The organism is Celeribacter baekdonensis (assembly GCF_900102315.1).
GTDB lineage: Bacteria > Pseudomonadota > Alphaproteobacteria > Rhodobacterales > Rhodobacteraceae > Celeribacter > Celeribacter baekdonensis.
The window spans coordinates 12,471-28,304 of record NZ_FNBL01000014.1 but is presented as its reverse complement, the minus strand read 5'-3'; the positions used below and the strand labels follow the sequence as shown (position 1 = coordinate 28,304).

Genomic DNA, 15,834 nt, shown 5'->3' with positions numbered 1-15,834 from the left:
GCATTCGGGTCAGATGACAGGACCTTGCGGTCAGCCAGCCTGACGGGTTTCGGTCTCTGCGGGCAGGGCCCGATTGCGGTTGAAAAAGAAGGAGGCCTCTGACGCACCGCCAATTTCATCGGCGGCTTCACGCAGAAGCGGGTGGAATTGGTCCATCAATTCGGGCGTCACACGCACACCCGGACCGGCGATGGACAGACAGCCGATCACAGCATGGTCTTCGCTGCGAAAAATGGGAACAGCCATCGCCGCCATCCCGGCATGATAGCTGTCGGACATGGTGGCATAGCCACGTTTGCGGGTGTCAGCCAGCGAGGCCAGCACCTCTGGAATCGACGTAGGCGCGCCCGGCCCCATGGCAAAATCCGCCCGCAGCCCTTGGGCACCAATTTTCTCAAGTGCTTGTTCATCCGTCAGTGTTGACAGCCAGGCATGTCCACCCGCCGAGCCGGCCAAATGCACCTTGATCCCCTGTTCGCGACCGGGGTCATAGCGCAGGCCCGCCACCGCGCCCTGTGCCACGCCGACCCAGACAAGATCCTCGCCATCAATCACGGACAGGCGCACAAGTTCGCGCGAATCCGCCGCCAAGCGATCAAGGATGGGCTGTGCAATATCGGGCACGCCGGTGCGGGCCAAAAACGCCAACCCGATGCCTGCGAGTTTGATGGTGAGAGCGTAATCGCCTTGGGTCCTGAGTTGTCGCACATAGCCGTATTGCGACAGTTCTTTGAGCAACCGATGCGCTGCCGAGGCGGGCATATCCAGCTCGCTCGCGATCGCGCTCACTTGAACGCCTTCGGGATGTTTCCCAAGAAATTCAAGGATCGAAAGGGTTCTCTCCATCACACCGGACATCGCTTACTCCATCATCGCTTTTGGCTTTGACGACGTGTTTATCCTGTGTGTGCCAAGCGGAACAGGGCGTCTTTGTGTGATGGACCCATGGATCGCCTCGATCACCGCTATGTTGCGGGCGCCATCGGACAAGGTGATGCGCGGGGTTTCATCGCCTTTGATCACGGCGGAAAAATGACGAATTTGTTCGACATAGCTGTCGGTTGTGACCAGATCGAGCGGCCGATTGATCTGAGGCATGGTCCAATCGCGCGGACCCTCATGGGTCCAAAGCGACAGATCCGGCAGGCTCATCCCGGCCTGTGTCCCGGCAAACACATGCGAGACGGCGGGCATCGCCGGAAACCGCGCCGGATTTTCGCCTGCGGTCGTGTCCCAACACCATGGTCCCACACCCGCATCGGTCAGAGAAATTGTGATCAACCCGCCGGTTTCAAGGCGCAGGATCACGGCGGCGGTGTCTTCGACGTCAAAGCCGCGTTGGGTATTTGAGGTGAGGGCCGTGACCTCTGTGATTTCGCCAAACAAATGCCGCACAAGGTCGATTTCATGGATCAAGTTGATCAGGATCGGCCCGCCCGCGCCCGGTTCCCGCCGCCAGGCAACATCGAAATAGCGGGCATCCTTGTAGAGCGTGGCGGAGATTGTGCCGCTGACCAATGTGCCGAATCGACCCTCGGTGATGGCCGTTTTGGCGGCTTGAACGATGGGGTTGTGGCGACGGTGGTGACCGACAAGCCCCTGCACCCCTGTGCGATCTGACAGGGCCACCAAAGCCGCACAGCTATGGGCCGTGTCGCCCAAGGGTTTTTCGACCAGCACAGGAATCCCCGCGCGGATCAATGTCATCGCCTGAGGCACATGAAGCGCGTTTGGCGTGGCTATGATCACCCCGTCTGGACGCAACTCAATCAGGGCCGCGAGCGTTTCCAGATGGGGGCACTCCAAATCTTGGGCAAGGGATTTACCCGATTCAAACGGATCGACAATGGCGACGAGATCGGTGCCGGGACAGGCGCGGATCGCATCGGCATGGGTGCGCCCAATGATGCCGCCCCCCACAATGGCCAATCGTGTCTGTGTCATGCGTGTCCTCCCTCAGGCGGGCGTTTCGGAGCGCCTGTGCTTTCCAGAACTATATCAGCCAAAGCTAAAAATAAAACAAGATTTAAAAGTTGAAAGAGTTTCTAATTTAAGACATGCTGATGAAAGAACGAGGGCGTTTGTTATAAAAGTCTTGTTAAATGAGAGACTTGAGCGCTCAGGGAGGGATCTATGTCAAAAGAATCGCGCTCTGGCGCACAGCTCGAAAATGGCGCCAGCTACGATGTGGTCGTTCTTGGGGCAGGGGCGGCGGGCCTGTCTGCTGCCGTGTTTGCGGCTCTTGAAGGCGCGCGCGTTTTGCTGGTGGAACGCACAGAATTTCTTGGTGGCACCTCGGCTTTGTCGGCGGCAACCACATGGGTGCCGAACACCCGGTTTCGTGATGAATTGGGGGCGAAAGACAGCGAAGAGACGGTTCTGGCGTTCCTGGATCGTGCTGTTGGGAACCGCGCGCCGCGTGCCCTGCGCGAGGCCTTTGTCAAACGCGGCCCCGGCGCGATCCATCGCCTTGAGGATGAGACAAACGTCCGGTTCCGGGGCCGTCCTTTCCATCCCGATTACTTGTTTGAACTCGAAGGCTCGACCGCCTTTGGTCGCGCGCTTGAGCCTGTGCCCTTTGATGGCGCGCTGCTGGGCGATGACCTAAAGCTCGTGCGTCCACCGATCCCGGAATTCACTATTTTGGGCGGGATGCAGATCGACCGGGATGACATCGCGCATTTGCTCAAGATGAAGAAAAGCCTGCGCTCGCTGGCCTATTCGATTCGCATCGTCGCACGCTATTGTTTGCGCAAATGGGCGCATGGTCGCGACACGCGTCTGTTGATGGGCAATGCCTTGATCGGGCGGTTTCTCTATGAGGCGCGAAAGCGCGGGGTTGAGATTGTCACCCAGACCAAAACCACGGGATTGACGCCGCTCGGAGAGGGGGCGTATCGGCTTACTTTGGAGCAAGGCGGGCAGTCTTTCGACATCACAGCGACCAAAGGGGTGGTGCTGGCCTCCGGCGGTTTTGCCCGTCACCCAGTCAAACGTCAGACCATGATGCCCGCGCCGACGCCGCGCGTGTCGCCCGCCGCCCCCGGTCACACCGGGGAGTTGCATGACATCGTTCTCGGGCTTGGTGCGCATTATTCTGATAGTGCGGCACAGCCATGTTACTGGGCGCCGGTGTCGATCCGCAAACGGGCAGACGGCACAGAAGCCGCGTTTCCGCATTTCGTGTTGGACCGCTCCAAACCGGGGATCATTTCGGTTGGGCGCGACGGCAAGCGGTTCGTCAACGAAAGCCGTAGCTATCACGAATTCGTCTCTGCCATGTATGCCGCCGATAAGGACGGGTCGCATATTCCGACGTTCCTCATTGCCGACGCGGCAGCGGCGCGCAAATACGGCATGGGCATGATCCATCCGGGGACCAAGGATTTTGGGCCGTTCATCGCCGAGGACTATCTGACCGAGGGGCGTGATCTGAGCGATCTTGCCGCGCAGCTTGGCATAGATGGCACAAACCTGAGCGCCACCGTGGCGCGGTTTAATGAGATGGCAAAGCAGGGCGTGGATCAGGATTTTCACCGCGGTGAAACCGTCTATGAGCGCGCCAATGGCGACGCCACCCATGGCGGGCCGAACCCAACCCTGCGCCCGATTGGCAAGGGGCCGTATTATGCGGTCAAACTGTATCCGGGCGATATTGGCGCGGCTCAGGGTCTTGTCACCGATGAAAACGCCCGTTTGCTGACGGAAAATGGCGCCGTAATCGACGGGCTCTATGCCGCTGGGGCGGATATGAATTCGATCATGGGCGGGGTCTATCCCGGCCCCGGCATCACCATTGGTCCGGGTATTGTTTTTGGCTCGATCGCGGCGACCCATGCGGCGCAGCGCAAGACCGCCCACACTGATCGGATGGCATCATGAGCCGCTGGCAAGACAAGCCAGTTTTGGTGACTGGCGGGACCGGATTTCTTGGGGCTTTCGTCGCGCGAGACCTCGCGGCCCAAGGGTTGCGCCCACGGGTGTTTGATCGACATCCCAACGCCGAGACGCTTGATTTCGTGCGGGGCGGCCTGTCGCAGAGCTGTGAGATCGTTGCGGGCGATGTGACCCGGCGCGAAGACGTGGCACGGGGGATGGAAGGTTGTGGTGCGGTTGTCCATCTGGCTGGGCTGATGACCGTCGATTGCAAGGCCGATCCACTGCGCGCCGCTCAGGTGAATCTCATCGGCAGTCAAACGGTGATGGATTTGGCGATCAAGAACGGCGTGGAGCGATTGACCTACGCGTCGAGTTCGGCGGTCTACGGATCGGGGGAGGGCATCTTGCCAAATCCTGAGACCCTTTATGGCGTGCACAAACTGGCGATTGAGGGCATGGCGCGCTGTGCGTGGCTGGATCACGGCCTGCCAAGCGTCGGATTTCGCCCCTATATCGTCTATGGCCCCGGTGAGAGCAGGGGCATTGCAGCCGGGCCGTCGATTGCATTGCGGGCGGCGGCTCTTGGACAATCTGCCACAATTCATTTTTCCGGCCCCGTGGGATTTGTCCATGTCTCAGACGTTGCACGGGCCTTTGTGGCCGGGCTTTTTGACGCTTGGGAGGGGGCACAGGTCTATGACCTGCATGGGGTCTCGGCCACGGTTGATGACTTTATCTCAGCGCTCAAGCGGGCGGTGCCGGATGCCACGGTTTCGGGCGAGGGGCCAAGGCTTAAAACACCCGCATTGCTCCAAGGAGGGGGCCATTCTGATTGGTTTGATGCGCTGCGTGTGACCTCTTTGGAGGAGGGGATTGCCACTACTTTGACCCATTGGCGCACGACTTCTGACATACAGGCTGCGTGTCTGTGAACGGGCGACGGCCCCGACTTTGGGGTCTAGCGAATTGTCCAATTTATATGGAGCGCCGTCCATTCTTAAATCGGCGAAGGATTGCAATTTTGAGGGCGAGGTGACGTTGCGTGAGGCGCGTCAGGGAGGAGGACGGGATGGACGTGACACTTACGGGGGAGACCGTGTTGTTTCCGATCGCCGGGGATCCGATTGCTCAGGTGAAATCGCCGGGCCTGTTGACGGAAATCCTTGTGGCGCGCGGGATCAATGGGCTTGTCATTCCGACGCATGTGACGGCGGCGGCGTATCCGGCCTTTGTGGCGGCGATGAAAACGACACATAATGTGCGCGGCTTGATCGCGACCGTGCCCCATAAACAAGCGACGCTCGCGCTATGCGACCACCCCTCCGAACGCGCGCAATTCGCAGGTTCCGTCAACGTGATGCACAAGCGTGAGGACGGCACTTGGGAGGGCGATAACACCGATGGTCAGGGCTATCTGAACGGCGTTGCGGCCTGTGGCTATGAGGTTGCGGGCAAACGCGCGCTTTTGGTTGGTGTCGGCGGCGCGGGCGCTGCGATTGCATATGAAATCCTCGCGCGCGGTGCCGCTTATCTGGCGATTCACGATGCGGATGAGGCGCGCCGCGACGCCGCGATTGCACGGCTTGATGCGCGGTTTCCCGGACAGGTGGGGGCCGGATCGGCAGACCCAACAGGGTATGATTTCATCGGCAATGCCACGCCCGTGGGGATGCGCGAAGGCGATCCGCTGCCGATTGAGGCCGACAACTATCAAAGTCACCAATTCGTGGCCGACTGCATCACCAAGCCAGAGATCACGCCGCAGCTTGCGATTGCGCAGGCCAAAGGCTGCGCCACCATGCCCGGGCTTGGCATGTTCAACGCGCAAGCGGATCTTTTGGTGAACGCCATGACAGGAACACCATGACAGCAATGAAAGCGGGAAAACAAAACACATAGCCCCGTTTCAACGACCAGCATCAATCAGGGAGGATACTATGCTGAAAACACTTCTGACAGGGACCGCGCTTGCCGCAGGTCTGGGATGGGCCGCGCAGGCGGACACACTTAAAATTGCCAACATCGCCGAACTTTCGGGTGCCGGGGCCGCCGCTGGGTCGGTCTGGGCCGATGGGGTGCATTTGGCGATTGATGAGATCAATGAGACTGGCGGCATCCTTGGGATGCAGGTCGATATGTCGGAATACGACAGTCAAACCGACCCGCTGCAAAGCCGCGCCTTGGTGCAAAAAGCCATTGATGAGGGCGCATTTGCGCTGTTGGGCACGGTGTATTCGTCCTCGACCGTGGTGAACATGTTGGTCGCCCAGCAAAACGGCATCCCGCAATTCACCGGCTCCGAGGCCCCTTCGATCACCCAAAAAGGCAACCCCTATATTTTTCGCACCACCTTTGGCGCGCAAAAGGGCATGCCCAAAATCGGCACCTATCTCAAAGACGGTCTGGGGGTGAGCAAAGTGGCCATCGCTTGGGCCAATACGGAATATGGCAAGGGCGGCCATGATGCCTTTGTCGATGTGGCCAAAGAGATGGGGCTTGAGGTCGTGTCTGATGTGCCCTCCGAGCAGGGCCAGGCGGATTTTTCCGCCGATATTCTCAAGATCAAAAACACTGGCGCCGAAGCCGTGTTTATTTATCTGACCGAAGAGGAAAGCGCGCGGTTTTTGATTGAGGCCAAGAAGCAAGGTCTCAACATTCCGATGGTGGGCGACACGGTTTTGGCGTCGCAAAAGGTCATCGACCTGTCCGGGGGAGCCGCCGAGGGTGCCTTGGGTCATGTCGCACTTTCGGCGGACGCCCCCGTGCCGCTGTTGCAGGCAATGAGCGCGAAGTTCACCGAGCGGTTTGGCTATCGCCCCGATCACAACGCGATCAAAGGCTATATCGGTGCCTATGCGATCAAATACGGCACGGAGATCGTTGGCGAGGCGAACAGCCAAAAACTGACGGATGCGCTGCATGGCACCTGTCTGGATGCTGCCACCTATCCCGGCGTTTTGATGGACATTTGCTGGGATGAAACCGGCGAAGTGTCGCGCGAAAGTTTCATGGTTGAAGTCAAAAATGGCGCACAGGACATCACAACCATTTTGCCGCCGAACTGAGACAGGCTGCCCGCCCTGCGCCTCATATGATGGGGCGCGGGGTGATCCGGCAAAGGCGCGCTATGACGCCAGCCGATTGCACAGCTCTGATGATCCAAATCATCGGGGGAACACATGGGAGGAATGGATATGAAACGTAGAGTTTTTGCGGGTGTGAGCCTGAGCGTCATGATGATGGCGATGTCCGCACATGCTGAGACGGTGAAAATCGCCAATATTGCGGAACTGTCGGGACCTGGGGCTGCCGCAGGGTCGGTGTGGTCCGATGGCGTGGATCTTGCGATTGATGAGATCAATGCACAGGGTGGAATCCTCGGGATGCAGGTCGATATGTCAAAATACGACACACAAACCGACCCACAGGTGAGCCGCGCCTTGGTGCAAAAGGCCATTGATGAGGGTGCTTTTGCGCTGTTGGGGACGGTGTATTCGTCTTCGACTGTGGTGAACATGTTGGTCGCTCAGCAAAACGGCATCCCGCAATTCACCGCCTCAGAGGCGCCGTCGATCACACAAAAGGGCAACCCCTATATTTTCCGCACCAATTGGGGCGCGCAAAAGGGCATGCCCAAAATCGCGACCTATCTCAAGGATCAGCTTGGGGTGAGCAAAGTGGCCGTTGCTTGGGCCAATACGGAATTTGGCAAAGGCGGCCATGACAGTTTCGTTGAAAACGTCAAAGCGGCCGGTTTGGACGTTGTGGCGGATGTGCCCTCTGAACAGGGCCAAGCGGATTTTTCCGCCGATGTTTTGAAGATCAAAAACTCCGGCGCTGAGGCGGTTTTCATCTACCTCACCCAAGAAGAAGCAGCACGGTTCCTGATGGAAGCTGTCAAACAGGGTCTCGACATTCCGCGCATTGGCGACAGTGTTTTGACCTCTGAGAAGGTCATTGATCTGGCGGGTCCGGCGGCCAATGGCGCCAAAAGCCACGCCGCCCTCACCATCGCCGCCGATGATCCTTTGGTGCAAGAATTCGCGGCAAAGTTTTCTAAGCGCTTCGGTTATAGCCCCGATTACAACGGGATGAAGGGCTATATCGGCGCGTATACGATCAAATACGGCACGGAAATGGTCGGCGAAGTGAACAGTCAAAAACTTGCCGATGTTGTGCACGGGCTGTGTCTTGATGCCAACACCTACCCCGGCGTTTTGATCGACATGTGCTGGGACGACGTCGGTGAGGTGTCGCGCCAAAGCTATATGGTGGAAGTCAAGGATGGCCGCGAAACGGTCTCCGAAGTTCTCCCCGCCAACTGAGTTTCGCAACACATGCGGCACCGCTCCGCGACCTCTGTTCCATCGGAGCAGAGGATCTTTTAACACTAAAACGGGAAGGAATGGCGATGGCCGAACTCCTGCAAATCCTCATATCGGGCCTGTCGTCCGGTGCGATCTATGCCTTGGCCGCCGTGGGGTTCACCCTGTTGTGGCAGGCCTCGCAAACCATCAACTTCGCGCAGGGCGAATTTGTCATGTTGCCTGCCTTTTTCGTGTTGGCGGGGATGACCTTGTTTGGACTGCCGCTTTGGGCGGCAATCCTGACCGCCTTTGTGCTGTCGATCGTGATCCTTGGCGCGATGTTCAAAAAGCTGGTGGTTGAACCGATGCTGCCGCATGGCACGATGCCTTTGGTGATCGCCACCATTGCACTGGGGCTTTTGATGAAAGAAAGCGTCAAGGAATTTTATTCCGCCCAAGGTCAGCCCTTTCCGTCGCTGTTTCCGCAGCATGTGATGGACTTTTTTGGTGCGTCGGTGTCGGTTCAGGATCTCTGTAACCTTGCCGTGGCTTTTGCCGCGATCATCGCCCTGCAATTGTTTTTGCAACGCACCCGCACGGGCCGCGCCATGCAAGCCACCGCGCAAGATCCGCGTGTGGCCGAAATCCTTGGCGTCGATGTGAAACGGATGGTGATGTACACGTTTTTGATCAACGGTGCCTTGGCCGCCATCGCATCGATCCTGATTTCACCGGTCTATCTGGCCAAATTCTCCAACGGCGAAACGCTTGGTATGATTGCCTTTATCGCGGCCATCGTCGGCGGGTTTAACCAAATCCGTGGCGCGCTGGTCGGCGGGCTTTTGATCGGCGTTCTGGACAATCTGGCCGCCGTTTACATCTCTGCCGAATATCGCACGGCGATCCCGCTTATCCTGCTCATCGTCATCATCATGGTGCGCCCACAAGGCATCATGGGCACGTCCGAAGGGAGGACCGTATGACCGCTTTTCGCATTCTTTTCCTGATCACTTTTAGTGTGGCTCTCCTGCTCGCGCCGATAGGGCAGAGCAACTATATCATCTACATTCTGTGTTCCTGGCTGATCTTTTCGATCTCCGCCATGGGGCTGAACCTGACGCTCGGCTACGCGGGTCAAATCAGTTTGGCGCAGGCCGCATTCATGGGGATCGGGGCCTATGTCACGGCACTTTTGACCATGGCGGGCGTACATTGGCTCGTCGCGGTGTTTTGCTCGATCTCCGCGACCTTCTTGATCGGCTTGGCTTTGGGCTACCCGGCGCTTCGGGTCCAACACCATTTTCTGGCCTTCGTCACACTCGCCTTCAATGCGCTCGTCTTTCTGGTCTTGCGCAACGAGGAATGGCTCACAGGCGGCTCACTTGGCCTTGTCGGCATCCCGCGCCCGGTGTTCGGGCCGTTCGACACCATGAAGCAACTGCCGTTCTATTACTTTACGGTTGTGTGTTTCCTGGTGACAGCGGGAGCGATGGCATGGATGTTGCGTTCGCCTTGGGGTCGCGCGTTCAAAGCCCTGCGCGAAAACCCGATCCGGGCCAATTCCTTGGGTCTCAACACAACCCGCATGACGCTTTTGGCCTTTGCCATCGGTTCGTCCATGGCCGGTCTGGCCGGGGCGCTGCAAGCGCCCTTGGTGCAGTTCATCGAACCCGGCTCGTTCACGTTGATCCTGTCGCTTAAAATCCTGCTCATGGTGATTGTCGGCGGCTCTGGCTATTTCTTCGGTCCTATCCTTGGCGCGGCTCTTGTCGTGCTGTTGCCGGAAATGCTGCGCTTTACCGATGGCTATTACCTCATCATCTACGCGCTTCTGGTGCTTGTGGTCATGATCTTCTCACCGCAGGGGCTTTTAGGGCTTGGGCGTAAACTCCTGATCGCGATGAAACCTCGCAAAGAGCGCGGCGATCTCAAACAGGGAGCACAGTTGTGATGCAAACTGAAACCGTTCTATCGGTCAAAGACATGACCAAGCATTTCGGACCGATCAAAGCCGTCAATGGTGTCTCATTCGAGGTGCAAAAGGGCGAAATTCTGGGCCTTATTGGTCCGAATGGCTCCGGCAAATCGACGCTGTTCAACTGTATTCTCGGACAACTGGCGCCGAGTTCGGGCACGGTGCAGATCAATGGTAAGTCTGTCGCAGGCGCACAGGCGCATGATCTCAACCGGCTTGGCGTTGGCCGCACCTTCCAACAGCTTTCGGTGTTTCCGCAAATGTCGGTGATCGAGAACATCATCATGGCGGGTCAAGAGCACCAAGGCACGATGTTCACCCGCCTGTTCGGCAAATCGGATGCGGGACTGACCAGCGCTGCCGAGGATATGATCGAATTCTTCCGTCTCGGGCATCTGCGCGACGAGATGGCGGGGTCTTTGTCCTATGGCCAACAAAAGCTGTTGGATGCGGCCATGGCGTTTATGGCGGGGCCGGGGTTGGTGTTGCTTGATGAGCCGGCGGGCGGGGTCAACCTGACCATGCTGCAATATCTCAAAGAGCGCTTGATCACCTACAACCGCGAACATGGCACGACCTTTGTGGTCATCGAGCACAACATGGAATTCGTGATGTCGCTGTGCACGCGGATCATCGTGTTGGCCGAAGGCGAAATCATTGCCGAAGGCGCGCCCGAGGACATCCGTGCAAACCAAAACGTCATCGACGCATATCTGGGAGGCTGACATGTCGGCAATGTTGGAACTGAAAAACCTCTACGGGGGCTATGGCAAAATCACCATTCTCAATGGCACCACATTTTCCATCCCGCGCGGCACGATCACCACGGTGATCGGTCCGAACGGGGCGGGAAAATCGACGGTGTTCAAAGCCATTTTTGGGATGCTGGATATTCAATCGGGCTCCATCATGTTTGATGGCGAAGACGTGACGCGTTCGACGCCGAAACAGATGATCGGTCATGGCGTCACCTATGTGCCGCAGGGCCGCAATGTCATCCCGCAGCTTTCTGTGTGGCACAATCTGGAAATGGGCGGGATCACCTCATCCGATCAACCCAGCGTGAAACGGCGGATGGAACTGGTCATGGATCAGTTCCCGATGCTGCGCAAATTCAAGGACCGCAAGGCGATTGAATTGTCGGGCGGGCAGCAAAAACAGCTCGAAATCGCGCGCTCGCTGCTTCTTGATCCGAAACTTGTGTTGATTGATGAACCGTCGATCGGCCTGTCGCCCAATCTGGTGCAGGAGGTGTTTGAAACCCTGAAAACCCTGCGCGACGAGGGTGTGACGATCCTGATGGTCGAACAGAACGCCAAAGCCGCACTTGCGATGTCGGATGATGGGATCGTGTTGGAACTGGGACAAATGCGGATGCACGAGCGGGCCGATGTTTTGCTGGGCGATCCCAGAGTGGGCCAGCTTTTCCTTGGTGGTCACATGGAGGAGGTGGCGTAATCGCCACCCCCACCTTTTTGAGATTATTCCGTATATCCCGGACGGGGGACGCTCCCCATCAAGGTTTGACTCAGCCCCCCGTCCACCACAATCTCCTGACCATTGATATAGGACGCCCGCGCCGAGGCGAGGAAGACGGCCGTATTGGCCATGTCTTGTGCGGTGCCGATGCGCCCGGTGGGCACACGGCGCTCGCGTGCGGCTTTGACCGCAAGATTGGCATAGAACGGCTCGGACATCGGGGTCAGCACCAGACCGGGCGAGACCACGTTCGAGCGCACGCCCTTTGGTCCCCATTCATAGGCCAGCGCCCGCGACAACATCGCCACACCGGCCTTGCCGGGCGAATAAGCGCCCGAAAAGGGCTGCGGCTGACTGGCAGAAATCGAGGCGACATGGACCAAAGCCCCGGCCCCTTTGGCGATCATCTGTTTGCCAAAGCTCTGAGCGGTGACGAAACAGCCATCCAAGTTGACCTTGAGCATGGCTTGCCAATCCTCAATCGCCAGGTCCTCAAGCGGACCGGGTCGCAGGATGCCAGCATTGTTCACCAACACATCCGCACCGCCAAGTTTGGCGATGTGACCCGCCGCCGCCTCAACAGAGCGCAGGTCGGACACGTCACAGCCAAAGCCATATCCGCCGACCGCATGGGCCGCCGCTTCGGCGTCCTCTGCGCGGTAATCGAGGGCCACCACCGTGGCCCCCAAGGCTTTGAACGCGTCCAGCATGGCCCGGCCGATCCCGCCCGAGCCGCCGGTGACGACGACGATTTTGCCTGTAAAATCAATCCAGCTCATTTATGCCACTCCCGCCAGATGACGGCCTGTGATGTAGCCAAAGGTCAGCGCCGGGCCGAGCGTGATCCCCGCACCGGGGTAGTTGCCGCCCATGATCGAGGCGCGGTCATTGCCCACTGCGTAAAGCCCGCCAATCGGCGTGCCTTCTGTGTCGAGCACTTGGCCCTCGACCGTCGTGGCCAGCCCGTCAAACGTGCCCAGATCGCCCATAACGAGTTTGAGCGCATAAAATGGCCCCTCGGTGATGGGCGCAACGCAGGGGTTCGGACCCACGTCGGGGTCTGCAAGATAGCGGTTGAAACTGGTGGCCCCACGGCCAAATTCGGGGTCCGCGCCGCGCACGGCGTCCTTGTTGTAGGCGGCAATCGTCTCCGCCAACCCTTTGGCGTCTATCCCTGCGTTTCGCGCCAAATCGGCAAGCGTCTTGCCGGAAACAAGATAGCCATTTTTCAGATAGGGCGCGAGTGGCACCGGGGCGGGTTTGGCAAAGCCAAGACCGTATTTGCGGATCGTCGGACGGTCCGCAATCAGCCAACAGGCGGTCTCTGTCTCGCCCTCGCAGGCCTTGATCATCGCGGCACCGACATCGTGATAGCTGGCACTTTCATTGGTAAAGCGTTTGCCGGATTTCAACACGCCGATGATGCCCGGTTTGTAGCGATCAATCAGATGCGGAAAGGGTTTGAACCCGGTTTTTGTGGGCACTTTCGAGACGGGCATCCAGGCGGAGGTTTCCGGGAACCGCACCTCGAACTGGCCGCCGACCGTGCGGCCAAGATCAATGCCGTCACCGGTGTTGTCTTTGGGCACGGGCGAGAGATGTTCGCCGCCGCGTTTGAGATGCGGATAGGCCTCGCGGATTTTTGCCATGTCATGGGCAAAGCCCCCTGCGGCCAAGACCACGCCTTTGCGTGCCCGCACACTCACATCGCCCATCTGACCTTTGATCTTGGCACCAACAACCGCCCCGCGTTCGGTCAAAAGGTCCCGCGCGGGGCTGTCGGTGTAGATCGGAATGTTCAGATCAAAACAGCTTTTCGCCAGCCGCGCGGCCAAGGCATTGCCCGAGGTCACATGCGTGCCGCGACCATAGCGGACCACTTCGGCGGCATGGGCGGCAAGGCGTTTGGCGACATAGGCGAAAGAGCGCACGCTTTTGGTCGCGTTAAAGAAATGTTTGATGTCGGCATTCGAGGAATTGAACATCATCCCCATGAAGGTGATCGTCGACAGCGGCGGGCGCAGGCGTTTGAGGTTGTCCCCCAACGCGCTGGTGTCATAGGGCGTTGCCGTCAGCGAACGACCCACGTCGGCCCCTCCCGGCGCATCCGGGTGATAGTCGGGATAAAGCGAGGGGCTGAATTTGACCTCGGTTTCGCGTTCGAAAAACGCAAGCATTTCGGCCCCGGTGTCGAGATAGGCGTTCACCGCGCTCTCATCATAAAAATTTCCGGTCTCGTGTTTCATATATTCGCGCGCCCGCGCGATGTCGTCCGGCGGGCAATTGGGATTGCCGGGTATCCAAACAACGCCACCGGAAAAGGCGGTTGTCCCACCAAAGACCGGGGCTTTTTCGATGATGATGACATCAAGCCCCTGTTTGGCGGCGGTGATGGCGGTGGCCATCCCACCCGCCCCCGACCCGATGACAAGTACATCGCATTCCGTGCCATCCCTGAGACGCGTTTGCATGATATCTCCTCCTATTGTGCGGCGCGGATCAGCCGCCTCCCATGGTTGAGATATGGCAAATGCCCTGTGTCACGCGAATGGACGGACGCCGATATTCATTGCACTATTCACAGGTGCTCCCGGAGGAGGAACTGGGAGCAAAGAGGAGGATACACCCCATGCTGATCTCAGCAGAGCAACCGATTCCGCGCTACTATCTCTATGGTGACACCCTTGCGGAGGTGGAGCTTGACTTCATTCACGTTGAACCGATCCGGGATCGGTCCGGGGCCAATGATTGGACAATTCGCGCCCATGCGCATCCGGATCACGTCCAGCTTTTGTTCGTGGAACGCGGCGGTGGGGAGATCCAGATTGAAGCCCGGACCTATGCAATCCCCGTGCCTGCGATGGTGGTCATCCCGGTGGCGATGGTGCATGAAATCCGGTTTTTGCCGGGCACGGATGGCTTTGTGATCACTGCCGCCTGCACCTACGCCAAGGCAACGACCCAAGGCGACGCGCGCTTTGCCGACGCTTTGGAGCATCCTGCGGCCTATGCCCTGATTGAGGGTGACCCAAATTGCGGCACCTTGCGCGAGAGTTTTGAGTGGATGCGGCGTGAATATACGTGGAATGCACCGGGGCGGCGCTTGGCGATCAAGGCGCAGTTTGAGCGTATTCTCGTGGCGCTGATGCGGTTGCGGCTTGAAGTTGGGGCCGAGGAAACCCAGCGCGTGGACCGCGATTATGACCTCCTGTGCCGATACCGCGAAATCTTGGAGATCCATTTCAAATCCGAAAAAGGGCTTGAATTTTATGCCTCCAAACTGGGCGTTTCCATCCAAAGGCTCAATCTGGCCTGCAAGGCGCGGGTGGGCAAGACCGCCTCACAGCTTTTGCATGAACGGGTGGTGATCGAGGCCAAGCGGTGTTTGATCTATATGACGATGACCGTGGCCGAGGTGGGATATGATCTTGGGTTCGAAGACCCGGCCTATTTTTCGCGCTTCTTTTCGCAACGTGTGGGTCAACCGCCCGGTGCCTATCGCGAGACCTATCAAACAGAGCGGCAAAAGGCGTGAATCGTCCAAGTCAAACCGCGCACTTTGCATGTTTTCCCGGTGCCAGCCGTGGAATTGTCCAAGCGCTACGTGGAGGATGATATGATTTACGAATTGCGGGTCTATGACCTCAAACCCGGAACCGGGCCAGAGTATCTGGCGCTGTTGATGCGCACGGGGATGAAGGCGCTGACCTCTCATTTGCCGATGGCGGGATATTGGTTGACCGACACTGGTGCGCTCAACCGGCTCTACCATTTGTGGATTTACGAAAGCCTTGAAGAGCGCGCCGCAGCGCGGGTCGGGTTTGTGGCGAACCGTGACTGGACCGAGGGGTTCGTGCCATATGGTTTTCCGCTCATCGTCGCGCAGCGCAATATGATGATGACCCGACTGCAAGGCAGCGCAGCCTTGGATGCGGCGGAGGCGGGACGCAAAACCCAGCACCCGAATGACACGGTTGGGCCGCTGTTTGCGCCCGGTCTTCAAAGTCTGACCTTTGGCAATGAGGTGCAAAGCGATCAGCCCTTGGTCGCCCGTTGGCGGGTGATTTCCGGTGAAACACCGGGCGAAACTGTCACGCTGTGGGGCGGCGATCCGATGGCCACATCACAAGGCGCGACGCGCCACGAAATCCTGCGCCCGATTGCGGTTTCCCTGCTGCGTTAAAGATCATTGCG

At 58.5% G+C, this 15,834-nt stretch carries 15 protein-coding genes; 11 read left to right on the top strand and 4 right to left on the bottom strand.

The genetic code is table 11. The annotated features are described in order from the left end of the window. Positions 1-30: 30 nt before the first annotated feature. Together BLT54_RS17970 and BLT54_RS17965 are read right to left on the bottom strand one after the other, a co-directional pair. Complete coding sequence (locus BLT54_RS17970; protein WP_074646563.1) at positions 31-858, bottom strand: IclR family transcriptional regulator; 828 nt, start codon at positions 856-858, stop codon at positions 31-33. Positions 859-861: 3 nt separating this feature from the next. Continuing rightward, the gene (locus tag BLT54_RS17965; protein WP_074646562.1) at positions 862-1,944 is read right to left on the bottom strand and encodes a Gfo/Idh/MocA family protein; all 1,083 of its coding nucleotides are present in this window, start codon (positions 1,942-1,944) and stop codon (positions 862-864) included. Between the two features lie 189 nt (positions 1,945-2,133). Between BLT54_RS17965 and BLT54_RS17960 the strand changes: the two genes are divergently transcribed. The 9 genes from BLT54_RS17960 (at position 2,134) to BLT54_RS17920 (ending at position 11,619) form a co-directional block, all read left to right on the top strand. Beyond that, positions 2,134-3,882 carry an FAD-dependent oxidoreductase gene (locus BLT54_RS17960; RefSeq protein WP_074646561.1) on the top strand — a complete coding sequence of 583 codons (1,749 nt, stop codon included), beginning with the start codon at positions 2,134-2,136 and terminating at the stop codon, positions 3,880-3,882. After that, the gene (locus BLT54_RS17955) at positions 3,879-4,811 is read left to right on the top strand and encodes an NAD-dependent epimerase/dehydratase family protein (protein ID WP_074646560.1); all 933 of its coding nucleotides are present in this window, start codon (positions 3,879-3,881) and stop codon (positions 4,809-4,811) included. Before BLT54_RS17960 ends, BLT54_RS17955 begins: the two co-directional genes overlap by 4 nt. Before the next feature lie 137 nt (positions 4,812-4,948). After that, entirely contained in the window at positions 4,949-5,746 is a 798-nt protein-coding gene (locus tag BLT54_RS17950) for a shikimate dehydrogenase family protein (RefSeq protein WP_074646559.1), read from the top strand. A 70-nt stretch (positions 5,747-5,816) separates the two neighbouring features. Then, positions 5,817-6,944, top strand: coding sequence for an ABC transporter substrate-binding protein (locus BLT54_RS17945; protein ID WP_074646558.1), 1,128 nt, complete (start codon positions 5,817-5,819; stop codon positions 6,942-6,944). A gap of 129 nt (positions 6,945-7,073) precedes the next feature. Further along, positions 7,074-8,204, top strand: a complete 1,131-nt coding sequence (locus BLT54_RS17940; RefSeq protein ID WP_074646557.1) for an ABC transporter substrate-binding protein — start codon at positions 7,074-7,076, stop codon at positions 8,202-8,204. An 86-nt stretch (positions 8,205-8,290) separates the two neighbouring features. Continuing rightward, positions 8,291-9,169, top strand: coding sequence for a branched-chain amino acid ABC transporter permease (locus BLT54_RS17935; RefSeq protein WP_074646630.1), 879 nt, complete (start codon positions 8,291-8,293; stop codon positions 9,167-9,169). Next, positions 9,166-10,137, top strand: a complete 972-nt coding sequence (locus BLT54_RS17930) for a branched-chain amino acid ABC transporter permease (protein ID WP_074646556.1) — start codon at positions 9,166-9,168, stop codon at positions 10,135-10,137. Before BLT54_RS17935 ends, BLT54_RS17930 begins: the two co-directional genes overlap by 4 nt. Next, complete coding sequence (locus tag BLT54_RS17925; protein WP_074646555.1) at positions 10,137-10,886, top strand: ABC transporter ATP-binding protein; 750 nt, start codon at positions 10,137-10,139, stop codon at positions 10,884-10,886. Before BLT54_RS17930 ends, BLT54_RS17925 begins: the two co-directional genes overlap by 1 nt. A 1-nt stretch (position 10,887) precedes the next feature. Next, positions 10,888-11,619, top strand: a complete 732-nt coding sequence (locus BLT54_RS17920; RefSeq protein WP_198430614.1) for an ABC transporter ATP-binding protein — start codon at positions 10,888-10,890, stop codon at positions 11,617-11,619. A gap of 23 nt (positions 11,620-11,642) precedes the next feature. Here the strand turns inward: BLT54_RS17920 and BLT54_RS17915 are convergent, their stop codons facing one another. Together BLT54_RS17915 and BLT54_RS17910 are read right to left on the bottom strand one after the other, a co-directional pair. Next, entirely contained in the window at positions 11,643-12,419 is a 777-nt protein-coding gene (locus BLT54_RS17915) for an SDR family NAD(P)-dependent oxidoreductase (RefSeq protein ID WP_074646554.1), read from the bottom strand. Next, entirely contained in the window at positions 12,420-14,111 is a 1,692-nt protein-coding gene (locus tag BLT54_RS17910) for an FAD-dependent oxidoreductase (protein WP_074646553.1), read from the bottom strand. It abuts the gene before it with no gap. A 158-nt stretch (positions 14,112-14,269) separates the two neighbouring features. Here BLT54_RS17910 and BLT54_RS17905 point away from each other — a divergent pair, with 158 nt between their 5' ends. Both BLT54_RS17905 and BLT54_RS17900 read left to right on the top strand, forming a co-directional pair. Then, positions 14,270-15,175, top strand: coding sequence for a helix-turn-helix domain-containing protein (locus BLT54_RS17905; protein WP_074646552.1), 906 nt, complete (start codon positions 14,270-14,272; stop codon positions 15,173-15,175). 81 nt (positions 15,176-15,256) lie between these two features. Further along, positions 15,257-15,823 (top strand): NIPSNAP family protein, encoded by a 567-nt coding sequence (locus BLT54_RS17900; RefSeq protein ID WP_143026877.1) that lies wholly within the window; start codon positions 15,257-15,259, stop codon positions 15,821-15,823. Positions 15,824-15,834 lie beyond the last annotated feature (11 nt).